This is a genomic window from Treponema paraluiscuniculi Cuniculi A, from assembly GCF_000217655.1.
Lineage (GTDB): Bacteria > Spirochaetota > Spirochaetia > Treponematales > Treponemataceae > Treponema > Treponema pallidum.
On sequence record NC_015714.1, the window covers coordinates 164,375 to 189,483 of the forward strand.

The following is a 25,109-nucleotide window of genomic DNA, read 5'->3' on the forward strand; positions in this document are numbered from 1 at the left end:
GACTATAGCATAGCTCTAGAGCTCCTATCCAGGGTGAGGGGTACAGTGCTGCTGTCTTGCTCAAAGGGAGTGCATTCGGTACACTCGCCCGCATGAGTGTGTGTTGTACGTCCTCCGAAGAGCGGATTGAACGGAGCAAGAATCTCGTTCACCTTGTCGCGCAGGTTGCTGGTGCGTACGCGCAGCTGCCTGCTCAGTATGCTAAAAGTAGCTCAGGAGTCTTTGAAACTACTTCTTTTGCCTCGTTTTACGAGCATGTTTGCCTGTTTGCCGCGGGTCTGGCCAGCATTGGATGTGGTCGTGGTGATTGCATTGGTTTGATTTCCGACAATCGGGTTGAGTGGCTCCACGCGAGCTTTGGTATTCAGGCGCTTGGTGCAGCAGACGTCCCGCGCGGCTCTGACGCTACCGAGCGTGATCTTGTGCAGATTCTCGGTGCGGTAGAGGCACGCACCGTAATTGTGGAGAATGACGCGCAGTTGAAAAAACTCGCGCGGTGTTTTGATGCGTTGCCGAGCGTGTCGCAGATCGTGCTGTTGGATGCGGGCGGTGCGTACCAGGCGATGAAGGATGAGTTTGTCCAGAATGAGGACGGTTCTGCGCGGAAGTGTTCTTTTTTCACCTACCAGGACATACTCGCGCATGGGACACAGTTTCGGGTGCACCATCCAGGCAGGATAGAGGATGAGATTGGGCGTACCACGCGTGCGGACGTTGCTACTATTATTTTCACATCCGGTACCACGGGCACCCCGAAGGGAGTGGTGCTTTCGCACGAGAATTTTCTTTGTCAGTTAATCGATATCTCCCACAGGCTGACCGTGTGTCCGGGGGATATCGCGTTGTCAGTGTTGCCTGTGTGGCACGTTTTTGAGCGAATTAGCGAGTATGTGGTACTGTCCCACGCAGGGGGCGTTGCTTACTCCAAGCCGGTAGGGTCGGTGATGCTTGCGGATTTGGCAAAGCTTAATCCTCACTTTTTGCCTTCTGTGCCTCGCATCTGGGAGGCCATTCACGATGGCATTTTCAAGAATGTGCGTAAGAAAGGGGGTGTTGCTGCAGCACTTTTCCATTTCTTTTTGGCAGCAGGCAAAGCGTACGCTTACTTTTACCGCAGTGTGTTTGGGCTGCGTACGCATACCACGCGTCGTGCGCAGTTTTGTGCGCCGCTGTTTGCCTGTGTGCCGTGGCTCCTTTTAGTTCCTCTGCACTTTCTTGGAAACGTCTTGGTGTTCCGCAAGGTACGGAAGGAGTTTGGTACCTCCTTTAAGACTGCTATCTCAGGGGGGGGCGCGCTTCCTCCAAATGTGGATGAGTTTTTGTACGCTATTGGCGTGAGAGTGCTTGAGGGGTACGGTCTGACGGAAACGGCGCCGGTAATTGCCATGCGCAGTGAGCGCAGACCAGTGTTCGGTTCCGTGGGTACACCCTGCGCGTACAATGAAGTGAAGATTGTGGATGACACTGGCGCCCAGCTTCCGGTGGGGTATAAGGGGATAGTGCTTGTACGCGGCAAAAATATAATGCAGGGGTACTATAAAAATCCTGAGCTTACCGCGCAGGTGTTAGATGCAGACGGTTGGTTTAATACGGGGGATATTGGCTACCGCTGCGTGGGTGGACAGATTGTGTTACGGGGACGTAAGAAGGATACAGTTGTGCTGCGTGGTGGGGAGAACGTGGAGCCAGTTCCCCTCGAAATGAGTATGCAGGAGTCCCGTTTTATTGCGCGTGCAGTGGTAGTCGGGCAGGATGAGCGGTATTTGGCGGCGTTGATAGTTCCGGACGAGGCAGAGCTGCGGCTGTGGGCAGAGGCGCAGGAACTCCGCACAGAGTGCATGGAAGAATTGCTAGTAAATCCTGCGGTGGTGAAGTTTTTCGAGCAGGAAATAGCAAAGCGGATATCACCCGAGAACGGGTTTAAGATATTCGAGCGGATTAATCGTTTTGTGCTTCTGCCGAAGGTCTTTGAAGTGGGAGTGGAGCTTTCCGCAAAGCAGGAGGTAATGCGCCACCGGGTCGCCGACCTGTACGCAAAGGAGATCGCGCAGCTCTTTTCCTAGCAGGGTCCCTGGTGGCAGGGGAACGGGCGTGTACGTCGCTCCTCTGCTCCGCAAACCCTGGCCCACGGGCCTTTGCGGCGGACTGGACTTGAACCAGCAAGCCTTACGGCACTAGCACCTCAAGCTAGCGTGTATACCACTTCCACCACCGCCGCACAGCGGGCGCAAGCCTGTCATATTTGGCTTCAGGAGATCAATGGCTTTTTGTGTATTCTCTCGTTTTTCCTTTCAAAAAGGAGGCATGCTCTGAGTTCACGCCGACCTTCGTGTAGCGAGCTTGCTCAGTTGTTCTGGGTCTTTTTCAAGATAGGTTTGAGTACTTTTGGTGGTGGAGTTGCGATGCTTCCGCTTTTGAAGCGTTTGCTCTGCGAACACAAAAAGTGGGTGGATGAGGAAGAGTTGGTGAATTGTTTTGCCATCGGTCAGTGTACACCTGTCATTATTGCGGTAAACGTCGCTACCTTTTGCGGTGCAAAGCGTGCACGCTTTTGGGGCGCGCTTTGCACCACGCTGGGGGTAGTGACACCCTCATTTCTTATCATCGTTTTCCTTGCAGTTGGGATTCGTAGTCTCCACACCTATGCATGGACCACGCGTGTGCTCAAAGGCATGAACGTCGCGGTATCAGTGCTACTGATGCGGACGCTTTTCGCGCTTAGGAAAAAATCGTTACCCGATGCAGGTGCCTGGGTTACTGCCATGGGTACGTATGGGATGATGCATGTATTTCATTTTCCCTCCCTCCTTGCCATGTTAAGTGCAGCGCTTGCAGGATTGGCAATAAAAACCGTACGTATGTGGTGTGCGTCACGCGTATGAACTTGTGGTCTTTGTGCTTTTTATTCATGTATGTCGGTCTCTGTTCTATTGGAGGTGGCTTGGTATCCCTCAGCGTCATGCAGCGTGAGCTTTTAATCCGGGGTATGGTGAGTGCCGAGCATTTTTATTCAATGGTTGCTATTTCAGAGTCTACACCTGGACCAATTGGAATTAACTTGGCAACCTACGTGGGCTACGAGTATGCAGGTATAGCAGGTGCGCTTGTGTGCACGAGCGCATTGGTGTTTCCTTCGTTTATCATTATTTTTTTATGGAGCGTGTTTTGCGCGCCTTTCAACACAGCGTGATACTTACGCGCATGCTGTATGGTCTGCGTGCCGGTGCCTTGGGTATGATCGCAGGCGCTGTGGGGACTGTGTTTTCTATAGCAGTATTTCCCTATGCACAGTTTTTTCAGTTTGTAATTGGAAAAAGAAATACACCACCATCGCTCGGTGTGCATACACTCACGCTATTTTTGGTGTTATGCGCACTGAGCTTTTTCTTCAAAAGGATACACCCAGTTTTCTTGATATTCCTGGGCGCGCTGGGTGCGTTATGCTTTGGTAATTGAATCAGTACGTTACCTTTTCTTTGTAGAAAAGGCTTTGAGAAAGAGCATCTTTTCTGTTTCGTATCCAGCGTTCAAGTCGACTTTCCAGTAGAAAAGACACTTGATGCCTTCGGTGTTTGCATACTGGTTCGATGTACTTTCGCACAGAGGCGTGATAGCCACGTCAGGGTTCTCGTTTCCTTCGATCGTAAAGACAGTCTTCCCCTCAGGATCGGTAAGACGCATCCATGAAATGCAGGGAAAATGATCACGGGTAATTGCTGCAGTGTACTTTTCATTTTCCGAAAAAACCACAAGCTCGGGTGCAGCGTCACCAGTACCGTGTACGGCAAGATTCATTTCCACTGCAAAAAATGCGGATAGATTGAGGGGACTTTCGTTTTTTAAGATGTACTGAACTTGTACGCCTTCAGACTTAAAAAAGTACTGTTTTTTTAATGAAACAGGCTGATTGAATTCTTCAAAGATACCTTCCGCCCTAAGTGTAAGCTCGTGCTTTATAGGATCGAATCCTATTTCCTGATAAGGGGTATGCGAGAACACCGTGGGCACGGCATGGCCGGGGGTTTCTCGCAGGTGCACAACATCTTGCTCAGAGAGCACATAGTCAATAAAAATGCCTCCCGGTTGTCGAGGGACTGCTGCATAGTTTTTATACGATGAAAAAATGTCAAATTCAAAAATCAGTCCACCTGGTAATTGGACGTACATATTCATCAGCTCCCTTTGAGAGAGAAACTCCCGTACACCATCGAAGTTAAAGTCGAACGTAATGAGAGAATTATTAAACACACCAGGAGTGCGTGCCACTTTTTCTGCAGTCAGGAGGTATTTATATGCAGTACGTTGCGCGCTTCCTGCGGATGCGTACCCCCGATCAGAAGAAATAAAAAAAACTCCCTGTTCTGCTTTCCATAATTCGGACAGTGCGTGATGCTTGCGTTGTTTATCTCCTTTAATTTGCATAGCAATATTGTGTACGTACATCATCTTTGCGTACAACAACCGCGCGTGTGTGCTGCATATTATTAATTGCTTGGCCGTTTTGTGCAAAAGGACATCGTTTCGCACCATATTCGAAGCGATGTATCCGAGACAAACAGGAGGCTCTTTGTATATTTCTCCAGTATGCGTTAAACGAAAGGGAGAGTTCGGTTTTTGCACGTATTGAATAAATGTTTTAAACCAAGTGGATGCATTGTCGTGTGTAAAAAATAATTTTTGGTAGCAGTCGAGCGGAAGCATGAAAATGAGCACAGTACCGGGGGTGTCGCCGTACCGTGCGACAAGTTGCGCATAGAATGTTTCAGCGGGGGTGTCAATCGTCAGTTCGCGGTACGGTAATGCAACAAGGCATTTGCTGCTGTCCTCAAGTACTGCAGGTTTAGTAGCGGGCATATCAGAGGCTTCGAAGAGACGGTAATCTAGGAGACAGTATTCCATTCCGGCCTTTACGAGTGAGGGAATGAGCGCGGCGCTCCATGCAGATGCTTCCAGAAAGCAGCCCCGTGGGCGTTTTATAACGTGTTCTCGCAAGGTAGAAGTGAGTAGCTCAATTTGACTAATTACATCCGCCTGAGGGAGGAGGGGAAGATACGGCTGGTAAAAACCGCCGCTGAGTAATTCAAGCCGTTTGGAACCAAGCAGATTGTTGATAAGATAAGGATAGGGAGAATTCTTTTTTTGTATAAATTGAAAAAAAGAACCGGTCATGTGCACCGTCAGTGGGAGTTGTTCGTGCCTGCACAGGCCTGAAAAAAATGCCTGGTACTGAGAAGGATCGTGCTCTGCGTGCAGGGACTGAACACATGCTCCCGTTAACTTCGCAGCAAATGCGATACGTATTTTGGAATTGTCTCCTTTTTTCATAATCGGGTTCTCATCCCCGCCGCGGGTATCGGAAAAAGCCACAGCTCGTCAGTACCGTACAGGCTCAGTGCAATAAAACCCATACTTGCTAAGAGAAGTGCAGCTGTTTTCTCCACTGCAGTGCCGTTTCCCTGCGTGATGCGCTGATGTATCGCGCGTAAGATGGTGGAGAAACATAAAAAGCCGACACAGCTCACTCCCCACATAACGAGCGCCTCAAAAAGGTTAAGGGCAGTGTACGTAATGTAAAATACGAGTGCGTATAAAAGACCCCACTCGCTCTGAGCACGGTGTGATGTACACGTGCGCGACAGTTTTCCGCTGCATGTACTCAGACAAAAGGCACTTGCGCCCACACCCAACGGTGTAAGAAAACGCAACGCAAGCGGGTCATATACGTAATGTATACAGACCCAGTTACCGGTTATCAATATTCCGCCTAGGAAAAGGAAGCGACATGTATGGAAGAGCGTGCAACGTGGAGAGAGCGCAGCGATGCACAGGCGATCTAATCCGATGCCCTCGGCAAAGAAAAGGGCGCATACGAAAAACAGGGGTGGCACCATTGTCACCATTCACTCCTTAAAGAGGGCGTGTGGTCGTTACCTGCACTGCGGAATATCCAAAGAACAATACCACAGCTTATGAGGGTCCCTGCGCCGGTGGCTGCAAAGCGTATTACATTGCTGGGTGGAAAAGAGATGATGCGCAAGAACCCCGACGGGGCCGGTAGCGAAACGCACCCGAAGGCAACTAATTCACGTACAAGAGAAATTCCCGCAATCATGATGCCGAAGACACCTGCGCATTCGAGCGATTCGGCATCTGCATCGTATGCGGTAAGACAGAGATCGAGTGTGCGCGAAAGCGCGGTAATGAAAAGGTAAGGACACAGCATCATACGCACAAGCGGGAAAAAGCCTTGGATCAAGTTGTCATACATAATGGCGGCTGAGAGGGTAAGACAGACCTCGAACAAAGGAGCGCTGCGCGTGCGCATAAAAAACTGCGAGAGAAATCTCGCCAGCAGCGAGGAAAAAAATAGAACCCAAAAGCCAAGTACGAGTAGTAGACCGCAGGCAAAGGTTCCGGTTGCAGGAACAAATAGTCCTATGCCAAAAATGCACAATACACTCGCGCGCTTAACCGTGTACTTACTCATATGCGACTGTTTGATGGAGGTGTTCTATTTTTCTACACTGAAGCGCGATGCGCGCACTCGATATGCCATAAAAGCGTGCATCACGTGGTGTAGGGTGATTACCTATGAGATGGCAAAAGCGTGCACCATCTTTTTTATCGTACAAAAAAAGGGTAGGAAACGAACCGTACATTCCCCTGAGTGGGAAAAAGTATAGGAATATTTCCTCTCCCGTATTCTTTTTTCCCCGAAGCACCTCAGCCTGCGGTATGGGGGAGCTCGGTACCATGCGCAGGGTGCGTGACGTGACCCCAAGTTCTGGGGCTTGCCTTGCAAGGATATCTACGGCGCAGGTGATGAGCGCCTTTTCTTTTAAAAAAGAACCAGTGCGCGCGGTGCCCCATAGAATGCAAAAGACTGACAACGCAAATGCGCTCAATCCTGCGTAGGATGAAAGACGCGTGTTAGTGTTGTACGTCATAGCGACGCCTCCGCACATAGTAGTACCAGGATTCTGCGCGTAGAATGAGTGGCTGTACGATGTTGGTGAGTAGTATCGCACTCCACAAGTGCATGTCGTGTGCACCCCACATATCTGGGGCAGAACTATTCTTTTTTGCAAGAAAAAACGCGCACATAGCACAGAGTCCCCCTGAGATCCAAGCCCCGCCATTTGTGCGCATTGACGTATCTGGCTCAGGGAGTACAAAGAATGCAGTAAACAGCGCGCCGCTTTTTATGAGGGAAACAAGGGTTGCAGGGTGTGCGTGTGCGGGTAAAAAAAACAGTGTGCTGTACACCATAAGGAACGCGCACGAACAGATGTAGCGTCGCGCCCGCACTGCGTATACACACAGTGCAGCAAGAAGGGTAAGTACTGGATAGCGAAACCCAGGCGCTGCAGCCTGAGTGAACACACAGGCGCTCAACGCTCCCTCAGGGAGGGTAAGACCAAGTGGTTGGAACACCTGCGTATTGCACCACGTACGCACGGCGGCGTCCCACTCGACAAGCGCAGAATAGAAAAGAGGATAAGACATCGCTCCCTGTACAACAGAGACACGCCCAGACGTTGGGAGGGAAGTTCCCTCCGTGCACAGACGGAGGAGGACAGGGGCAAGCGCTATGGGGTTGAGCCAATTCCCGGTTTTGCCACCGAACAAAACGCGCGTAAAAAATACGGCACAGAACGCAACACAAAATGTGTTCAAAAAAGAGTTGTGTGCGGGGAGTACTGCACCGATGAGCAGGCCCAGTACGAGAGAGTCGCTCAGGGGCGCATGTGGTGTGCGTAGTGTTTGAACGAGCGCGGCGCTCAGTGCGCCGAGTTCGGTACTGACGATGGAAAAAAGCGCGACCGTGTCGCGCATGGCTGCAACGACGAACACGTGCGCAACAAGCAGCGCCAACAGTACACTGTCGTTCTGTCCAGCACTTAAGCCGGTGTAAAGGAAGGGTGCGTGTTTGTACTCAGCGGTGTGCATTGGCAGGTGCCTCGCGGATAGTTTTCCCGACGCTTTGTGTGGAGTGGGGTTCTATTTTGGTGACTGGAGCACGGGAAAGATGCAGTGCGCGTTCTTGTGCATCGTGCAAAAGTTTTGCAAGAGGAATACGCGCAGTACAGGCGGCAGAACACAGACCGCATTGGTGGCAAATCCGCAGGGATTGGAGCACTTCTTCAGTAAACTGATTACGGTGTGCGGCACGCGCAATTTTTATTGGGTCAAGATATACTGGGCAAATGCGCGCGCAATCACCACAGTTTTGACAGGAGGTACAGGACGCAGAGCTTGAAAGCGCTTTACCGGTGACGTGGAGCGATTTGATCCCCTTTGAGAAAGGCAGGTCCAACGACTCTAAAACACTACCCTTGAGCAGTCCATTGATGATGAGATGCCCGGGGCGTGTGCGAAACCCTCCACACTCCTCGATGAGCGCGCCAAGGGGGGTGCCGATACGCGCGCGGAGTACCTGCGGTGATTTTAATCCAGCGCCTGTCAGAGCAATGTAGGAACTGATTTGCGGCTGACTGAGTACCACTGCCTCATACACGTGCACTGCAGTGAGTGCATCGATTGTGCAACCTGCACGATAGCGTGGGGCACATAGATTGCTAAAAGGATAATGTCGTCTATACGCGTCGTGCATCTCGTTGAATGGAAAGACAGCGCGCATCCTTGCAAGACCGGGGGAGCGTTTTGGCAGCGTGTGGAGACACGCGGTATACGTAGCGTCCAGTATCCGTGCAATAATGGCGGTACCGGTAGCAACAGGTTCTGGAAACTCCTGCGCAAGGAACGAACTCAAAGGGCAGGTGGCGTCGTCGTCACAAAGGTAGAGCGTAAGTTTCCGTACACCCTTACGCACGTGCAGGTGGAGGTGCGTGGCGAGCGCATTGCCGCTTTCCCACGCCGCGCGCATGAGACGCAGCGTGTGCGCTTCAGTCCTTCCCTTCTGTCCGTAGTCTTTCGCGTACGTGTGCTGTGCACCCGCGTGCGTGCCCGTTGCGGTGCTCGTGATCTGGGCGTGCGGATGTAGGCGTGTGGCCACTACTCCTGCATCTGTAACTAGGCGCAGCAATTCTGAAGCGGTGCTGTGCTGCCACGGGCGATTTGGTTGGACCTTGCCAAGATGCTCGAAGGAACCGCGTGTACGAATCTCGACAGCGCGCAGGGCACTACCGGCGAGAAAATTAGCACTTACCAAGCGGGTGACGACACCGGGGACGGAGGCATGTGCGTGAGCAGCACCGGCGTGCGCGGCGCGTGCGATCAGCTGACCTTCTCGGACCGTATCCCCAACCTTTACCACAGCGACGGCGGCTGGCTCTCCAGCATCAACGGAGAACGGAACGAGCGCGCGCGCAGGCAAAAAAGCATTCCCCCCAAAGCTGAGGGGGAAAATCTGGTGGGTGAGGGTGAGTTTCCCGCGACTGCTCCGTAGGCGCTCTATCATTGGTGTGCCCTCTGTACGGTACAGAAAAGGTCTGCGCCTCCCGACGCGGCAGGGACACACGAGAGAACGCGCACAGCACCGCCTCTTCCTCTGTGTGGAGGGGTCCGCCGCATTGCATGCACGTCCACCGGAGACTCAAGGGCTCATGGAGCTGTAGAACAAAGCGCTCGTGACGATGCCCACTGCCACGCCAACGACAACTTCCAGCGGTTTATGTCCATGAATCTCTCGCACTGGTCTGAAAGAAAAATCAAGTTTCTCCGAAACACGCGCACCGAGGCTATTGAGCGCCTCGGCCTGCAGGCCGCTTGAACGGCGCACACCGAGCGCGTCGCGCACGACAATGATGGCAGAGAAAAAGGAAAAGATGAACAGATCCGAATGCAACCCGCACTTGAGCGCAAAAGAGAGCGTGAGCGCCGACACAAGAGCAGAGTGACTCGAAGGCATGCCGCCGGTGCGCCAAACAGCAAAATCAAAAAAGCCGTGCACCGACCGTATAGCCGACCTTCGGCATGCGATAGCCGTTTTAATCACCTGACTTGCAAGCCAACTACAGGTGGCAGAGAGGAAGACTTCACCACTGAACACCGCATGCAGCTGGCCAAGAAAATAGCCACCGTCCATCGCGGGGCAGTCTCCTATACTCTCTAAACCTTTGTCAAGGGAGCGTTGTGTGCGCTATACTGGGGCGGCTGTACCCGCCATGGGCTGTGGTGTCGTACTGGGAAAGACGGGGAGGACGTTTGGGAGGAGCAACTGGTATCCGGCACGGGGACGCACCGTGTATGAAAGTAGGTGTTCGTCGCGTGAAAAGGTGGGTCTCGTCTAACGTTCCCCACACTGTGCATATGGATGTCGTCCCTCCTGTTTCCACCGTGAGACCCCATGGTGGAGCGGCTGTTGAATGTTTTCGCTGCACCCAAAACGATGCAGGTAGACGAGTAGATCGTGTTTTGCGAATATTGTTGCCTGCCTGTCCGCGTGTTGGGGTGTATGCCGCGCTGCGCCGCACCGCTATCCGGCTCAATGGTCGTCCGGTGCAGCCTGCAAAGCGGGTGCAGGTGGGGGATGTGCTTTCTTTACCTGAATCCCTGTGTAGGGCGCGTGCAGCATCCAGTCGCCTTTCGAAGATGCCTGGAACACCGAAGCTGCGCGTGTTGCCTTCGGTGGTATTTAAGACACAAGATTTGCTTTTTTTTCATAAACCCGCAGGGTTGTGTGTGCACGGTCCGCGCAGCCTGGACGCCTGGGTGAGGGGACAAGGGCGTGCGCACGTTCCCCCTGCTTTGTCATTCCGCCCTGGACCGTTGCACCGCTTGGACCGAGGAACAGAGGGACTGATTGCTTTTTCGCGCTCGTTACGCGGTGCCCAGTGGTTTTCTGCCGCGTTGCAGCAGCATACATTGCGCAAGTTTTATCTTGCGATCACCGCCGCCCCTGCGCGCACCGCTGCTGCGGCGCGCACGCTGGTGCGTTCAGGAGAGGTAACGCATGTGCAAACAGTGTTGTATAGCTGTGATAGCGCGCTGGTGCTCCGCGTGATTGTGCCGGTTACGGGGAAAAAGCATCAGATTCGCCGTTATTGCGCTGCACAGGGATTCCCCCTGGTAGGAGATCGCACGTACGGTGGCGTGAGTCAGCACGGGAATGCGCGTTACACGCGCTTTTTTTTGCTTGCTTGGTGTGTGCGTTTTCCTTCATCGCGTCTTCAGGCGCTGCCTGCACAGGTGTGGACAACACCGAGCCCTGCATTCATGCGGGTGTTAACTTCTTTTCCGCCGGACTCCCTCGCGCGCGCGCGTGCGTGCGTGGACGCTCTAGACGGTGCGTTAGGTACAGACGCAACCTGCCCGCAGGATACGGCAGTGTGTACACCTGAAGGATAGCCGGTGTGAGCGTGTACTGTCGAAGTTCCAAACAGACTGTGCGAGAACCGTGTAGACCTGTCCCCGTAGGGGCACTGTTACTGTTCGTAACACTGTTGCTCCTTGCTCTTGCCCTTGCGTACTTTGGTGCTCAGGTGGAACCATTGACACCTGCCCTCACGCTCACTGAGCAGGAACCACGTCAGGCGTCGGGGTACGTGTCTTCCTTGCTCCGTGCACGTATCGTGCAGGAAGATGCGGAGCCTGCACTGTACTACACAGTGTACGAAGTGCGTGAAGGTGATGTGGTAGGAAGGATTGCGCAGCGCTATGACATCAGTCAGGATGCAATCATTAGTTTGAATAAATTGCGCAGCACACGGGCGCTCCAAGTTGGACAGCTACTAAAAATCCCCTCAGTGGACGGCATTTTATATACCGTAAAAAACGGCGACACGTTTTCGTCTATAGCGGCGGCGCATCAGATTTCCTTAGAACGATTGGTGCTGCTTAACACGCCGTCTTCTTCAAAGGAGTCACCTCCTTCAGTGCGTACGCTGGTTTCTCCGTTCTATAATTCAGCTGCACGGGAGTCCTGCGTGCCTTTTCCGTTTTCTTCTGCGAAACAGTGGAGGGAAAATACGTCGTTTGACGTAGTGCAGCCATTGCAGCCTGCACGCGTACTGTTTTTGCCCGGTGCACATTTAAGCGCACGCGCGTTGCAGGAAATTAATGGTGACTTGTTTCGTGCTCCTCTTCGCAGTCGGTACTATGTTTCTTCACGGTATGGATGGCGTAGTGATCCGTTTACCGGTGCTAGAAGTTTTCACAATGGTTTGGATATGGTGAGTCGGCGGGGTACCCCGGTATATTCGGCGCTCGGAGGGATTGTACGCACGGTTGGATACAGTGCAGTGTATGGTAATTACCTGATTGTGGGGCACCACGCGGGGTATCAGACCCTGTATGGGCATCTGCAGACGGTGTTGGTTTCAGCAGGTACGCGCGTCACCAGCGCGACAAAAATCGGATTATTGGGAAAAACAGGACGCAGCACGGGACCACACCTGCATTTTACAATCTATAAGAACGGCTCCGCGATAAACCCTACCTCCTTACTGCGTATGCGTACCCGTCCGTAGTGTGATGTCCTTGGGAGAGTAAAGGGGGAAAGAAGGGAGGACTAGTAATCCGGATACAGCGCAGGTACCAGATACTCGGGAGGAATCTTAGTTGGTTTGCCGCTTGTGCGCGAAACGCACACCCAGGTAATTTCCGCATCCGCGCATAGCACGTGATGCTGGTTCTCCAGCGTCTGTGAAAAGACGCCGGAAGCTTTTCCGAGCTTTAATGGTTTTACCCGGGCGCGCAACGTATCGAATAGATGCACTGCAGTGCGGTAGTGAATGTGCGCCTGGGTTACGTAGAAAGCGTAACCTGCTTCGTGCAACTGTTTGAGGTCGAACCCTATGTGGAGCAAAAAAGCGGCGCGCGCATATTCAAAATATTGGAGATATACCGCATTGTTCACGTGTCCGTATCCGTCTAGCTCATAGGATCTTACGGGGAATTCCAGCGAAAAATTCACGATAGCCTTTCTCGTTCATTGTGCTCGTGCATTTCTTCCAAAAGGTGCATGACATAGTCGACTACGATTTGTTTTTTATCCTCTGACGGTGCCGCCACGTTGTGTGTGCGGTGCCAGTCCAGCGCTTTTTCTCGAAAAAGGGCGCAGTCGTCTACAGTGCGCGCTTCAAGAAGCACGACATCCGGATGCACCGCGTCTTCCGTCATATCAGTTGAACGTTCTGCAACGCGCAAACAATTCCCATTGATTGAAATAAGGAGCAGCACGTCGGCGTGTTTTATGTAGGAGTATACTTCGCGCACCCCTCGCTTTGTTTCCGGTCTCCCGGGTCGGTAGCGTGTCCCTGCAGGAAACACGAGAATCACCTTTCCCGCGTTGCGCAGTTCCTCTAAATACTTCATAGCTGCACGATTCAGTGCTCGGCTGCGCTTTGTCTCTCTTGCAAGACAGTGCGCATCAGTGATGGTGGCCAGACTCCTACTGGGATATATCACTAGGTGATCATATCCTTCGGTGAGCATTGCCAGGATGCGATTTTCTTCACGAAGTTTAATACCGGTAATAGATACGATTTTTTCTGAAAGCATGCGCCCGGCACTACTTCCTTGTTCCATAAGGTAGAGCAGACAGGGTAAGTCAAAATTGCTGTAGTGTTCTGCAAGAATGAGTCCCCGTTTCCCTTCATTGGTTTTATGTAAAAAGGATGCGATTTGCTCATTTCCGCGCATTGTGGAGCCGGGGAGTAATATGCGGGCGACGAGGGACTCAACGATACGCCGGATAGGTTCGTTTCTCTCGTGTAACAAATTATCCTCCCGCATGAAGCGGTCTGCGCGCGTATACTGCTCCAGGAGCGGGACGATGTCGCTAAAAGTCTGCTGCAACGAATGTATACTCACTGATTGTCTCCTTGGGCGAGGCGTGCAAGGTGTGCGGGCAATTCATAAATTGTTTTTACGCGTGTCATGCGTGCAGAAGGAGGCAGTTCTGCATGACAGTCACGTTCGTCAACCAGCACGGCATGTCCGCCAAGCGCAATAAAGGCACGCACGTGCATGAGACAGTCATCGACAAAAAGCGTTTCCTGCACAGTCTTGTGTACCGCTTCAAGCGTACGCACAAAGCAGCTGTGGTGTGGTTTCCCCTTGCCTGCATGATACGTGATGTCAAAGACATCTAAAAAAAGGTCTGACAGATGAAAAAAATCTAATACGCGTTGTGCGTGCACGCGCGGTGCGTTAGTTAATGCCGTCAGTGGCATGTGCAGTGACTGTAAAAAAGGGCGGAGCAGCGGATCGTACTGCAACTCCTGTATTTCGGTGGGAGGATACACGGCACGAAAGTAGTGTTCATCGTGAATGAGATTGTGCTCTGCCTTTAACCACTCAAAGGTGGTAGCATAGAGGTGCTTTGTGCGCTGGCGTAACGCGCGCGCCTCCTCACAAGATACGTGGAGAAAATGTGCAACAAATGTGTGTATGCGCTGCGTGATAGCCATTTCAATGGGATTTGTACAGGAGTACAGCGTGTTGTCTATGTCAAATAATATGTGTCTAATCACGGGTATGCTCCAATTCAGCATTTTTTAGTTTTTTGTACGGATAGTTTCAATGAGCGTGTCAAAGTAGCGCGCGTAACGCTGCGCTGTGCGCTGGTCCGCCGTGAGACTAAGTATAGAGTAGTGCGTATCAGAGTGGCGGATGAATATCTTCCATGTCTTTTTAACTGTTTTTGACGGAAGGTCAAACACTGCATAGGAAAGCGTAAGACGCGCGTGAGTGTCATTGATATGGAGTTGTTCAAGAATGTTTTTTCCCTGAGGGCCTGAATACAGAAAGAGTTGCAGCAATGCACGGAGCGCAGAATAGTCGTGCGCGCGCGGTGCAGGCACCTGGTGTACGGTGAGAAAGGCAAAGTCTGAAAGAAAGGAATTTTCTGCAATTCTTTTCCACTGCGGATCAAGTGCAATGCACACGTCATCGATGACATACTCCGTGCGTGTCAGGGTCTGATTAAGCGTTGCTGGCGGTGCATCAGTGGGCGTGGACGGGGGCATGGGGGTGAATTGAAAGAAGGCTGCGTCACTGGTGTGGTCGATCTTCCCTATCTCGCTTAGCTGGAGCATGACGCGCTGCTGCTTATCACGGAGTATTTCTAGGTGGAAGAGGGGGACAAAAGAAGCGAACTGCAGTTCGACTGCCCCTGAGAATTGTGTGCTCTTTTTACTCCGATCGGTATGCCGCGCAACAAGGGTGTGTGTATCCCGGGGAAAATGCTTCCAGCGCTGTAGTTGAGGAAAAAGATCCATGAGATAATTTATGCCAGTCAGATCCTCTGTGCGCACCGGTGAGGTGATGCGTTGTCCGGTCAGCTCAAAGCGGCCGTGCTTTTCAGTGCCCGTGAAGAGAATTGTGATCCTGCGGCTTTCTGCCGGAGTACACAGCAGCGCACCGTACGTGTGTGCGTCGTAGCACAAAAAGCCAACCCATGTGGGCGATTTCCACGAATAGTCGCGATACAATACGTAATCTCCAGAGACTGGCGCCGGTTCTGTGGCCAAAAGACACCGCGCGCCCATGCTGAAAAGACACACGAGCGCTACCTTTATGTACACCGTTTTTCCTTTTCTCCTTCGTCATTTTTTTCTAAACCACGGGTGCCGTACACTGTGCTATTACGCGCAGGTCTCAGCACTGCATGCGCTGGATCCCGCTCCGGCATTCCCGTTCTTACGAACTTTCCGGGGAAGCGAGTTGTTCGAGCAGGCGTGCAATGTGCTCGGACGCCTCTTCTTGCGTAAAAAAATACGTGTGCGCACCACACCGTGTTGTGCATTCAACGCGCGGTAGCGTTTTCGCACTCAGTACCACACGAAGGGGAATACCGATTAAATCAGCATCTGCGAACTTTACTCCGGGTCGCTCTGCACGATCATCAAACAGTACCTCAACTCCCCGTGTCCGCAGCTGCACGTACAGTGCCTCTGCTGCTGCATAGGGGGCCTGCGTGTGAGGGATGGGTATGAGCACAACTGCGTAGGGGCTGATCGCAAGCGGCCAGCTGATACCCCGCGTGTCATGGTGGTTTTCCACCACAGAGGCAAGCGTGCGATCAAGGCCAATGCCATAGCAGCCCATCAGGGGGAACTGTCGTACACCCTGCTCATCAGTAAAGGTAAGGTGCATGCTGCGCGTGTATTTGTCCCCTAATTTAAAGAGGTGACCTAGTTCGTTACCCTTTTTTTCGTATAGGGGCGCTCCACAGTGTATGCACCGGTCGCCGGCGCGCACGAGCATGAGATCTGCAACTGCGTCAGGAACAAAGTCTCGACCCGGTTCTACTTGCACAAGATGCGTGTCAACTTTCAACGCACCGGTGATAGCGTCGTGCATAGCCATCACGGATTGATCTGCAACGAGGGAAAAAAATGGAATGTCAGAAGTGACGGATGCAGGCTCAGCAGCGGAGGGGAAGAACGCAGGGGTGCGAGCGGCATACGCAGCTGCAGCACGCTGTGCAAGTCCTACCGGACCAATGAATCCTACGGGGGTGCCGCTGAGTGCATACACCTCTTGTTCAGTTGCCAGTACTACAGATGGCACGCGCAGGAGCGCTTCGAGCTTTGACTCGTTGAGTTCTAGGTCGCCGCGGATGCACACTGCCACAAAATGCCCAGCCGCCTGGGGCACCGTGTCAATGCGGTAAATAAGCGTCTTGATGCAGCGATGTGCAGGTACGTGCAAGAAGTGTTCAAGTTCCTCAATAGTTTTCACGTGCGGGGTGTGTACCTCGCGCATTGCTGCAGGCGTCTTGAGATCTGACCCTGCGTGTTCGTCTTTTAGATGAGTGTCATGCGTGTCTGGGAGGGGGCGCTGTCCGACGGCCTTTTCGCAATTTGCAGCGTAGGTGCAGTGGGGACACAACAGGAGCGTGTTGTCACCCACCGCGGACTCTACCATGAATTCCTCGGATTCCTGCCCCCCCATCGCACCGAGGTGTGCATGTACTGCAATGACTGATAGGCCGATGCGACGGAAAATGGCGCGATACGCGTGCGCAAACTTTTCGTACGTGCGCGCAAGGCATGCGCAGTCTGTGTGGAAAGAATAGGCGTCGACCATGGTGAACTCGCGCGCGCGCATCAGTCCGTAACGCGGACGGATTTCATCGCGATATTTTGCGTTGATTTGGTAGAGACTGAGGGGAAAATGTTTGTAGGAAGTACAGTCGCCGCGCACCAAAGCGGTGAAGGATTCTTCTGCAGTCGGACTGAAAAGGAGCTCGTGATCGAGCCGATTTTTGGCGCGCAAAAGCTCTGCGCCCATGCGGTACCAGCGGCCAGATTCCTTCCACAACTCTGCAGGAGTCACAACAGGCGCGGTGCACTCCAAACACCCGATAGCCTCGAGTTCTTCCCGAATAATCGCTTCAATTTTGTGTCGAACGCGCAGGCCCAGGGGAAGGTACGCAAACAGGCCGTTGGCGATTTTTCTGACGTACCCTGCGCGCATGAGCAGCTGGTGGCTTGCGATGGTTGCATCAGCAGGTGCAGACCGCAGGGTTGGTGCAAAAAACGCAGACATCTTCACGAAACGTACCCCTCCCGCGCGTAGTATATGCCTTTTTCAGACTCTTGTGTCTTACCCCGTCCGAGCGGAGCTGCCGACAGCTCTGACAAGGTGTTCGCATCTTTGCTAAAGAAGCGTTCCTTGTTCTGGGGAGTGCGGGGTGAGCGTGCGTGCCTCGGGGACAGGGAGACCTAGGTGCGCATAGGCACGCGCGGTGGCCATGCGCCCGCGGGGGGTGCGCTGCATGAGCCCAATTTGGATAAGGTAGGGCTCGTAGTAATCCTCAAGTGTTTCCGGTGATTCCCCGAGGGAGATCGCTAACGTTTCTGCGCCCACTGGCCCTCCGCCGAAGTGCTCAATCATGACGCGCAGCAGCTGTATGTCGTGCAGTTCTAGCCCTAATTCGTCGATTTTTAGGTGGGCAAGCCCTGCGCGTACTATCGTCTCGCTGATGTGTGCAGACCCCGCAACTTGGGCAAAATCGCGTATACGGCGCAAAAGCCGGTTGGCCACCCGGGGTGTTCCTCGCGAACACCGCGCAAGGGCTAACGCTGCGCGTGCATCGAGCGTGATATCTAGAAGCCGCGCTGAGCGTTGCACAATGGCAGCAAGCTCCTCAGGGGTATAGAACTCGAAGCGCTCTACGATTCCAAAGCGGCTAATTAGCGGGCTTGAAACCATACCCGCGCGAGTGGTTGCACCAATGAGGGTAAATGGGGGGAGTGGGATGCGCACCGTGCGCGCGGACGGTCCCTGACCGATAACCCAATCCAGCTCGTAGTCCTCCATGGCAATGTACAGCATCTCTTCTATGGCTGGTTTGAGGCGGTGGATTTCATCCACAAAGAAGACGCTTCGCTCACTCAGCGCAGTGAGGATACCCGCTAAATCTTTTGGTTTATCAAGCGCCGGTGCGCCTGTAACCTTGCACTCAACGCCCAGCTCGCATGCAGTGATATGCGCGAGCGTCGTTTTGCCGAGCCCCGGGGGGCCGATGAGGAACAGGTGATCTAAGCTTTCGTTGCGATCGCGCGCTGCCTGAATGAAAAGACGTAAGTTGCGTTTTGTTTTCTCCTGACCTAGAAAGTCTTTCAGGAGGCGCGGTCTGAGCGCACGCTCGCGATCGTCTGTAGGTTGTGCTTCAGGGCGCACAGGACTCAGTGACGCGGTGTGATCCATAAGAGGGCGCAACTGTAGCTGCTTATGCGAGGAAGATCAAATGCTTCTTTATCATGTAGCTCGAGAGGCTCCGCGCCAGAGTGCCGTTTTCTTTTCCTGAAAGGGTACTGAAAAATTGACGTTTCCTGCGTGATCCGCTACTTTGATGCATCAAAATTCACCCAAGGAGTGTCACTTGATACGTGAAAGAATATGTGCCTGCGTGCTCGCGCTTGGCATGCTGACCGGTTTTACGCACGCATTCGGTAGCAAGGATGCCGCAGCGGACGGGAAACCCCTGGTTGTCACCACCATTGGCATGGTAGCGGATGCTGTCAAAAACATCGCTCAAGGTGATGTGCATCTAAAGGGGTTGATGGGTCCTGGTGTTGACCCGCATCTGTACACGGCTACTGCGGGGGATGTGGAATGGCTCGGGAATGCGGATCTCATCCTGTACAACGGGTTGCACCTGGAAACCAAGATGGGCGAGGTGTTTTCCAAACTGCGCGGGAGCCGCTTGGTAGTTGCAGTTTCTGAGACTATTCCGGTGTCGCAGCGTCTTTCTCTTGAGGAAGCAGAGTTCGATCCGCATGTGTGGTTTGATGTAAAGCTGTGGTCTTATTCGGTGAAGGCAGTGTACGAAAGCTTGTGCAAGCTGTTGCCGGGAAAAACTCGCGAATTTACTCAACGTTATCAGGCGTACCAGCAGCAGTTGGATAAGCTTGACGCGTACGTTCGGCGCAAGGCGCAGTCGCTGCCTGCTGAAAGGCGTGTGTTGGTGACCGCTCATGATGCGTTCGGCTATTTTAGCCGTGCGTATGGTTTTGAGGTGAAGGGGTTGCAAGGGGTGAGCACCGCTTCGGAAGCCAGTGCGCATGATATGCAGGAACTGGCAGCGTTTATTGCGCAACGTAAACTCCCTGCTATCTTTATTGAGAGTTCTATTCCGCACAAAAACGTTGAAGCGTTAAGGGATGCGGTGCAGGCAAGAGGGCACGTAGTGCAGATTGGAGGCGAGTTGTTTTCTGATGCGATGGGGGATGCGGGTACGAGCGAGGGTACCTACGTAGGGATGGTAACACACAATATCGATACGATCGTTGCTGCGTTGGCTCGCTAGCGTGGAATGTAGAGTTGAGTGGGTAGAAGAGCCGTTGGTGGTCGGCTGTACGACAGCGCCCGTTCACGGCGTGGTGATTAGTGAAGGAGGTGGCGCGCTCACCGCTGACGGCTCTTACCCGATTGAGCGAAAAGAAGAGAGCAGTATATGGCAGAGATATCAGCAACAGCTTATGCTGTCCAGGTTGACGACCTGACGCTTGCGTATCGGCAGAAGCCGGTGCTTTGGGACGTGGATGTGCGTATTCCAGAGGGGGTTATCGAGGCCATTATCGGTCCTAATGGGGCGGGCAAGTCGACCCTATTGAAGGCGATCATGGGTCTTCTGCCTCTCGCTTCCGGAGAGGTGCGAGTCTTTGGGCGTCCTTTTTCAAAAGAGCGGCGACGTGTTGCGTATGTCCCGCAGCGCAGTGCAGTGGATTGGGATTTCCCTACTACCGTTTTTGATGTGGTGCTCATGGGTTCGTACGGTTCGCTCGGTTGGATTCGTCGTCCGGGAAAAAGAGAAAAGGCGCGTGCCCGGGAAGCGATCGAGGAAGTAGGAATGGGCGCCTTTTTAGACCGACAAATCAGTGAGCTTTCAGGCGGTCAGCAGCAGCGCGTGTTTCTCGCGCGGGCCTTGGTGCAGGACGCGGATCTTTACTTCATGGATGAGCCATTTCAAGGTGTGGATGCAGCTACTGAACAAGCAATCGTTACTCTTTTAAAAACGCTGAAAGGGCGTGGGAAAACGTTGCTTGTTGTGCATCATGATTTGCAGACGGTGGCAGAGTATTTTGACCGCGTGCTGCTTTTAAATGTTCGCGTCATCGCTGAAGGGGCCGTCGTGTCTGCCTTCACCGAAGAATACGTTCAAAGAGCCTATGGCGGACGGATTAGTTCCACCCTTTTTCCGAGAGGAAATAAGGAGGATGTGCACGATGCACGCGCTCATGCGTCTGTTCTCTGACTATACGCTGCAAAATGTGGTGTTAGGCACGCTTTTTTTGGGTTTGGGTTCTGGGCTGGTCGGCAGTTTTGCGGTGCTGCGTCGACAAAGCCTTTTCGGTGACGCAGTTTCTCATGCAACCCTTCCGGGGATTGTTATCGCGTTTCTTTTAACCGGCACGAAGTCTACTGAGATACTTTTGCTGGGTGCTGCCCTCAGTGGTTTAGTAGGAACTGTGGTGATGCTAATGGTGATGCGTACTACAAAAATTGATACCGATGGTGCGCAGGGCATTGTGTTGGGTGTTTTTCTTGGGTTTGGGTTTCTATTACTCACCCACGTGCAGAAGTCGTCCCAGGCGGCAAAGGCTGGTCTGAACAAATTCATTCTAGGGCAAGCGGCCACGATTTTGCAGCGAGATGTCCTGCTCATCATTGCGATGGAGGTGGTGATCGGTTTGCTTGTACTGCTGTTTTGGAAAGAACTGAAGCTTTCTACCTTCGATCGAGACTTCTCTGCGGTGCAAGGTTTTTCTCCACAGCTTATGGAGTTCATGCTCACGGCACTCATCGTAGTTGCAGTTGTCGTAGGGGTTCAGGCAGTGGGGGTTATCTTGATGAGCGCACTGCTGACTGCGCCTGCAGTGGCAGCGCGGCAGTGGACAAACAATTTAAGGGTTTTATGCGCGCTTGCTGCTTTATTTGGGGGTGTCTCAGGTGTTTCAGGTTCGGTTGTCTCTGCCCAGGTTCCCAGGCTTTCTACTGGCCCCGTGATAGTGTTGGTGCTGACGGGTATTGCGCTTGTCTCTATTATGCTTGGTCCTCAGCGGGGTGTTTTGTATCAACTGTGGCGAAGAAGACGGGTTTCGCTTCTTCAAGAGGAGGGGTAGAATATGACCATGGAGGTTGTGCTTATTGCAGTGGTCGTGTCGGTTGCGTGCGCGCTGTGTGGGGTTTTCTTAGTGTTGCGTAGAATATCGCTGATGAGTGACGCGATCAGTCATTCGGTTATCCTGGGGATAGTACTCGGTTATTTTCTGAGTCGTACGCTTTCTTCTTTCGTGCCTTTTGTGGGGGCAGTGATTGCGGGGATATGTTCGGTAATCTGTGCAGAACTTTTGCAGAAGACAGGGATGGTAAAGAGCGATGCAGCAGTCGGGCTTGTGTTCCCTGCAATGTTTGGGTTGGGGGTGATCCTTGTGTCGTTGTATGCGGGGAATGTACATCTTGATACAGATGCGGTACTGCTTGGGGAAATTGGACTTGCGCCCTTGGATAGAGTTTCGTTTTTTGCTTGGTCCTTGCCTAGGAGTCTGGTACAGATGGGGTCCGTCTTGTGTGGATTACTGCTGTTGCTTGCGCTCTTTTTCAAGGAACTCAAGATTTCTACGTTTGATCCGGTGCTTGCCACGAGTTTGGGTTTTTCTCCTACGCTTATTAATTATGGGCTTATGCTTGCGGTGAGTATTACCTGTGTGGGAGCCTTCGATTCGGTGGGTGCAGTGTTGGTCATTGCATTGATGATTACACCGCCTGCAGCAGCGCTTTTGTTGACAGATAACTTGTTGTTGATGTTGGTTCTTGCTTCATTGCTCGCCTCTTGTGCGTCCATTAGTGGGCTTTTTCTTGCGGTGAAGATAGACGGCAGCATTGCAGGAGCAATGGCCACCATGGCGGGCGTTCTGTTCGCGTTGGTGTACCTTTTCTCTCCAAAACACGGGGTTGTGCGCAGGCGTCTGGTAATGCGTGCTTTGAAACTTGATCTAGATGTGGCGACACTTGCCGTGCATCTTGCAACACACCGTTACACGGTGGAGCGCAGCGTGGAGTGCGCTGAAGTGCACCTGACAGAACATGTGAGTTGGTCTGCGCGCAGGGCAGCCCGCGTGGTGCGTACCGCGCTCAGGAGAGGGATGGTAGAGCGTCACGGTGCCTTGCTGCTACTCACTGCGCAGGGTGTGTCGCTCGCGCAGGCGCGATTGGATGTATCCGTGTAGGCTGAGTCGATGTCGTTAGTGTCAGATATTGCAGCAGAGAATTATTTGAAGACAGTGGTAAAGGCGTTGGCGCGGTCTCGCCGGGAGCGCGTGGGTACCGGGGAGTTGTCTCGCCTTTTACACGTAACGCCGGGGACTATCAGCACAATGGTAAAGCGTTTGGAAAAGGGTGGCTATGTGCAACGCACGCATCGTCTTGGCTGTACGTTAACCAGAAAGGGGGCAGTTTTTGGATCTGCAGTGTTAAGGAAGCATCGCTTGTTGGAGAGTTTTCTTTCCCAGGTATTGTGTTTAGAAGCGGGAGTGGTGCACAAAGAAGCGGAAATGCTTGAGCATGCGTGTTCTGACGAGCTCATCGACGTTATTGATCGCTATTTGCAGTATCCTACGCGGGATCCTCACGGGCAGCCGATCCCAAGAAAGGATACGCTTTTGGATTTGTATGTTGAGGACGATGTGCCAGGTGTATGATCTTTTTGTATGGGGTGAGGATGCGCCTTTTGTCAGATAAAAGGGGATGTGCAAAACGTATTGTTGAGAGGAGAGGGCCATGAAGCTTGTGTTGATCCGTCATGGAGAAAGTGAATGGAACAGGCTGAACCTGTTCACTGGTTGGACAGATGTTCCGCTTACCCCACGTGGGGAGTCGGAAGCCCAGGAGGGGGGCCGCGTACTGCAAGAAGCGGGGTTTGATTTTGACCTATGCTACACTTCTTTCTTGAAACGTGCCATTCGTACGCTCAATTTTGTACTCCAGGCACTGGACCGTGAGTGGTTGCCGGTTCACAAAAGTTGGAAATTGAACGAGCGGCATTATGGGGATCTACAAGGTTTAAATAAGACAGAGACGGCGCAGAAGTATGGTGAGCAGCAGGTTAGGGTGTGGCGTCGCTCCTTTGATGTGGCTCCTCCTCCGCTTACTGTAGGGGACGCACGTTGTCCGCATACTCAAGCCTCCTACCGGGGGGTATGCGCGTCTGGTCGGACGCCAGTACTTCCGTTTACGGAAAGTTTGAAAGATACCGTTGCGCGTGTGGTGCCGTATTTTGAAGAGGAAATCAAACCGCAGATGATTTCCGGACAGCGTGTGCTTATTGTGGCGCATGGTAACTCGTTGCGCGCACTGATGAAGCACATAGAGTCTTTGGATGAGACTCAGATAATGGAAGTGAATTTGCCTACCGGTGTACCGCTTGTCTATGAGTTTGAGGCGGATTTTACCCTGTGTGGGAAGCGTTTTTTAGGTAATGAGGCGGATGTTGCAGCGAGGGCGCAGGCTGTGGCTGATCAGGGTAAGAGTAACTAACTAAACCTGCGTGTCGCATCCTCTGGTCGTATGTATGATTGTAAGGCTCCGCTTCAAGCTGGGGCGGAGCGTCCTGCTTTGTGGCTTGACTTCGGGCTCTAGTCGTGGTATGCTCTGTGCGTCACCGCAGGGTGGAGCAGTTGGCAGCTCGTCGGGCTCATAACCCGGAGGCCGGAGGTTCGAGTCCTCTCCCTGCTATATTCCGTTCATTTATCGGTGTGCCTTGTGGTTGGGACTTTTTCCTGACCTTCAAGGGACAGCTTTCTTCTGTGCCTGGGTTGCGAGTGCGCGTTTTCGTGTTTTTTACGGGGAGGGTGCGTGACGGTCGGCGTTTTTGCTGCACTGGGAGAGGAGGTTGCGCGCGTACGTGAGTGTCTCGGGGGAGTAGGTACAGAGCGGGCAGGGCTCACGTTCTATGTTGTGTCGGTGGGTGCGCTTCAGGTGGTGTATGTGTGCGGCGGTGTTGGGAAAGTGAATGCAGCGCTTTGCACTCAACTACTCATTTCGGAGTTTGGTGCGCGTGTGCTTATCAATACAGGAATTGCAGGTGCTCTCGATGAGCGCTTGTGTGTTTTTGATGTGCTAGTTTCTGTCGATGCAGTGCAGCATGATGTAGACGTTACCGCTTTTGGTTACCAGAAAGGGCGTATTCCGCGCATGGATTCTGTAGAGTGGACTGCGAACACGGCATTGCGGTATTTGGTGCGGGAAGCCTTTGATCTCTGCACACGGGATCCGGAGTGGACCGAGGGTGCTTGCGTGCTCTCTGGCTCGGGGGATCCGCCTTCTCGCGTTTCTCGTTTAGTCGAAGGGCGCGTCGCCTCAGGGGATCTTTTCGTGTCAGATGCGCAAACACGTGCACGCATTATACGCGAATTTGGTGCGCATGGTGTGGAAATGGAGGGGGCAGCCTTTGCGCATGTAGCGTCAGTTAATGGCGTCCCCTTTGTTATTATACGCTGTATATCCGACGGTGCGGGTGCTGAGCAGGATGTCTCTATGAGTTATAAAGAGTTTTCGACGCGTGCGGCGCGGCGTTCTGCCCTTTTGACGTTGCGTGTCCTTGAGCGTCTCAGTGCTTTACGCACATCGGTAGTGGCTTCTCTTTTCCCGATGGTCGTGGTGTAATGGTCGGAAGTAAGACAATGGGCTGA

The 25,109-nt window shown here is 52.9% G+C and carries 26 protein-coding genes and 2 tRNA genes; 14 read left to right on the forward strand and 14 right to left on the reverse strand.

Annotated features, from left to right (window positions below):
• Positions 1-92 precede the first annotated feature (92 nt).
• Entirely contained in the window at positions 93-2,063 is a 1,971-nt protein-coding gene (locus TPCCA_RS00730) for an AMP-dependent synthetase/ligase (RefSeq protein ID WP_049774978.1), read from the forward strand.
• A gap of 73 nt (positions 2,064-2,136) precedes the next feature.
• Here TPCCA_RS00730 and TPCCA_RS00735 read toward each other — a convergent pair.
• Positions 2,137-2,218: transfer RNA gene (locus TPCCA_RS00735), tRNA-Leu, on the reverse strand.
• A gap of 130 nt (positions 2,219-2,348) precedes the next feature.
• Between TPCCA_RS00735 and TPCCA_RS05210 the strand changes: the two genes are divergently transcribed.
• Genes TPCCA_RS05210 through TPCCA_RS00750 form a run of 3 tightly spaced genes read left to right on the forward strand, consistent with a single transcriptional unit; the run spans position 2,349 to position 3,456 of the window.
• Complete coding sequence (locus tag TPCCA_RS05210) at positions 2,349-2,882, forward strand: chromate transporter (RefSeq protein ID WP_041610022.1); 534 nt, start codon at positions 2,349-2,351, stop codon at positions 2,880-2,882.
• On the forward strand, positions 2,879-3,190 hold the full coding sequence (locus TPCCA_RS00745) for a chromate transporter (RefSeq protein WP_041610023.1): 312 nt from the start codon (positions 2,879-2,881) through the stop codon (positions 3,188-3,190). The genes TPCCA_RS05210 and TPCCA_RS00745 overlap by 4 nt, the downstream gene beginning before the upstream one ends.
• A complete protein-coding gene (locus tag TPCCA_RS00750) occupies positions 3,166-3,456 on the forward strand; it encodes a hypothetical protein (RefSeq protein WP_144011657.1) in 291 nt (96 codons plus the stop codon). Before TPCCA_RS00745 ends, TPCCA_RS00750 begins: the two co-directional genes overlap by 25 nt.
• 9 nt (positions 3,457-3,465) lie before the next feature.
• Here TPCCA_RS00750 and TPCCA_RS00755 read toward each other — a convergent pair whose 3' ends face one another.
• The 7 genes from TPCCA_RS00755 to TPCCA_RS00785 form a co-directional block, all read right to left on the reverse strand.
• Complete coding sequence (locus TPCCA_RS00755; RefSeq protein WP_013944848.1) at positions 3,466-5,325, reverse strand: alpha-amylase/4-alpha-glucanotransferase domain-containing protein; 1,860 nt, start codon at positions 5,323-5,325, stop codon at positions 3,466-3,468.
• Positions 5,322-5,900 (reverse strand): hypothetical protein, encoded by a 579-nt coding sequence (locus tag TPCCA_RS00760; RefSeq protein WP_010881595.1) that lies wholly within the window; start codon positions 5,898-5,900, stop codon positions 5,322-5,324. The genes TPCCA_RS00755 and TPCCA_RS00760 overlap by 4 nt, the downstream gene beginning before the upstream one ends.
• On the reverse strand, positions 5,894-6,487 hold the full coding sequence (locus tag TPCCA_RS00765; protein ID WP_013944849.1) for a hypothetical protein: 594 nt from the start codon (positions 6,485-6,487) through the stop codon (positions 5,894-5,896). The genes TPCCA_RS00760 and TPCCA_RS00765 overlap by 7 nt, the downstream gene beginning before the upstream one ends.
• Complete coding sequence (locus tag TPCCA_RS00770; protein WP_193386053.1) at positions 6,480-6,947, reverse strand: hypothetical protein; 468 nt, start codon at positions 6,945-6,947, stop codon at positions 6,480-6,482. The genes TPCCA_RS00765 and TPCCA_RS00770 overlap by 8 nt, the downstream gene beginning before the upstream one ends.
• Positions 6,931-7,950: an RnfABCDGE type electron transport complex subunit D gene (locus tag TPCCA_RS00775; RefSeq protein ID WP_013944851.1), complete on the reverse strand. Its 1,020-nt coding sequence runs from the start codon at positions 7,948-7,950 to the stop codon at positions 6,931-6,933. Before TPCCA_RS00775 ends, TPCCA_RS00770 begins: the two co-directional genes overlap by 17 nt.
• On the reverse strand, positions 7,937-9,421 hold the full coding sequence (locus TPCCA_RS00780) for an SLBB domain-containing protein (RefSeq protein WP_013944852.1): 1,485 nt from the start codon (positions 9,419-9,421) through the stop codon (positions 7,937-7,939). Before TPCCA_RS00780 ends, TPCCA_RS00775 begins: the two co-directional genes overlap by 14 nt.
• Before the next feature lie 135 nt (positions 9,422-9,556).
• Positions 9,557-10,048 carry a divergent PAP2 family protein gene (locus tag TPCCA_RS00785; RefSeq protein ID WP_013944853.1) on the reverse strand — a complete coding sequence of 164 codons (492 nt, stop codon included), beginning with the start codon at positions 10,046-10,048 and terminating at the stop codon, positions 9,557-9,559.
• 47 nt (positions 10,049-10,095) lie between these two features.
• On the opposite strand from TPCCA_RS00785, the gene TPCCA_RS00790 reads away from it, so the two are divergent.
• Both TPCCA_RS00790 and TPCCA_RS00795 read left to right on the forward strand, forming a co-directional pair.
• The gene (locus tag TPCCA_RS00790) at positions 10,096-11,310 is read left to right on the forward strand and encodes an RluA family pseudouridine synthase (RefSeq protein WP_013944854.1); all 1,215 of its coding nucleotides are present in this window, start codon (positions 10,096-10,098) and stop codon (positions 11,308-11,310) included.
• Positions 11,311-11,315: 5 nt separating this feature from the next.
• Entirely contained in the window at positions 11,316-12,431 is a 1,116-nt protein-coding gene (locus tag TPCCA_RS00795) for a M23 family metallopeptidase (RefSeq protein WP_013944855.1), read from the forward strand.
• 41 nt (positions 12,432-12,472) lie between these two features.
• Here the strand turns inward: TPCCA_RS00795 and TPCCA_RS00800 are convergent, their stop codons facing one another.
• The 6 genes from TPCCA_RS00800 to ruvB form a co-directional block, all read right to left on the reverse strand.
• Entirely contained in the window at positions 12,473-12,877 is a 405-nt protein-coding gene (locus TPCCA_RS00800; RefSeq protein ID WP_013944856.1) for an acyl-CoA thioesterase, read from the reverse strand.
• Positions 12,874-13,776, reverse strand: a complete 903-nt coding sequence (locus tag TPCCA_RS00805; RefSeq protein WP_013944857.1) for a 1-acyl-sn-glycerol-3-phosphate acyltransferase — start codon at positions 13,774-13,776, stop codon at positions 12,874-12,876. Before TPCCA_RS00805 ends, TPCCA_RS00800 begins: the two co-directional genes overlap by 4 nt.
• The gene (locus tag TPCCA_RS00810) at positions 13,773-14,459 is read right to left on the reverse strand and encodes a pyrimidine 5'-nucleotidase (protein WP_013944858.1); all 687 of its coding nucleotides are present in this window, start codon (positions 14,457-14,459) and stop codon (positions 13,773-13,775) included. Before TPCCA_RS00810 ends, TPCCA_RS00805 begins: the two co-directional genes overlap by 4 nt.
• A 3-nt stretch (positions 14,460-14,462) precedes the next feature.
• Positions 14,463-15,491, reverse strand: coding sequence for a DUF7954 domain-containing protein (locus tag TPCCA_RS00815; RefSeq protein WP_010881606.1), 1,029 nt, complete (start codon positions 15,489-15,491; stop codon positions 14,463-14,465).
• Positions 15,492-15,606: 115 nt separating this feature from the next.
• Positions 15,607-17,460, reverse strand: coding sequence for a proline--tRNA ligase (locus TPCCA_RS00820; protein ID WP_083815492.1), 1,854 nt, complete (start codon positions 17,458-17,460; stop codon positions 15,607-15,609).
• A 111-nt stretch (positions 17,461-17,571) separates the two neighbouring features.
• Positions 17,572-18,624 carry a Holliday junction branch migration DNA helicase RuvB gene (gene ruvB, locus TPCCA_RS00825; RefSeq protein WP_010881609.1) on the reverse strand — a complete coding sequence of 351 codons (1,053 nt, stop codon included), beginning with the start codon at positions 18,622-18,624 and terminating at the stop codon, positions 17,572-17,574.
• A 175-nt stretch (positions 18,625-18,799) separates the two neighbouring features.
• Between ruvB and troA the strand changes: the two genes are divergently transcribed.
• The 8 genes from troA (at position 18,800) to TPCCA_RS00865 (ending at position 25,083) form a co-directional block, all read left to right on the forward strand.
• Positions 18,800-19,726, forward strand: coding sequence for a transition metal ABC transporter substrate-binding protein TroA (gene troA / locus TPCCA_RS00830; protein WP_013944861.1), 927 nt, complete (start codon positions 18,800-18,802; stop codon positions 19,724-19,726).
• Positions 19,727-19,873: 147 nt separating this feature from the next.
• Positions 19,874-20,674, forward strand: coding sequence for a transition metal ABC transporter ATP-binding protein TroB (gene troB / locus TPCCA_RS00835; protein ID WP_013944862.1), 801 nt, complete (start codon positions 19,874-19,876; stop codon positions 20,672-20,674).
• Positions 20,646-21,542 carry a transition metal ABC transporter permease subunit TroC gene (gene troC, locus TPCCA_RS00840; protein ID WP_013944863.1) on the forward strand — a complete coding sequence of 299 codons (897 nt, stop codon included), beginning with the start codon at positions 20,646-20,648 and terminating at the stop codon, positions 21,540-21,542. Before troB ends, troC begins: the two co-directional genes overlap by 29 nt.
• Before the next feature lie 3 nt (positions 21,543-21,545).
• Positions 21,546-22,649: a transition metal ABC transporter permease subunit TroD gene (gene troD, locus TPCCA_RS00845; protein ID WP_013944864.1), complete on the forward strand. Its 1,104-nt coding sequence runs from the start codon at positions 21,546-21,548 to the stop codon at positions 22,647-22,649.
• 9 nt (positions 22,650-22,658) lie between these two features.
• A complete protein-coding gene (gene troR, locus TPCCA_RS00850; protein WP_010881614.1) occupies positions 22,659-23,120 on the forward strand; it encodes a manganese/iron-sensitive transcriptional repressor TroR in 462 nt (153 codons plus the stop codon).
• Positions 23,121-23,199: 79 nt separating this feature from the next.
• The gene (gene gpmA, locus TPCCA_RS00855) at positions 23,200-23,955 is read left to right on the forward strand and encodes a 2,3-diphosphoglycerate-dependent phosphoglycerate mutase (RefSeq protein ID WP_010881615.1); all 756 of its coding nucleotides are present in this window, start codon (positions 23,200-23,202) and stop codon (positions 23,953-23,955) included.
• 125 nt (positions 23,956-24,080) lie between these two features.
• A tRNA-Met gene (locus tag TPCCA_RS00860) sits at positions 24,081-24,153 on the forward strand.
• A 120-nt stretch (positions 24,154-24,273) separates the two neighbouring features.
• A complete protein-coding gene (locus TPCCA_RS00865) occupies positions 24,274-25,083 on the forward strand; it encodes a 5'-methylthioadenosine/adenosylhomocysteine nucleosidase (protein ID WP_013944865.1) in 810 nt (269 codons plus the stop codon).
• The last annotated feature ends 26 nt before the right edge of the window (positions 25,084-25,109 follow it).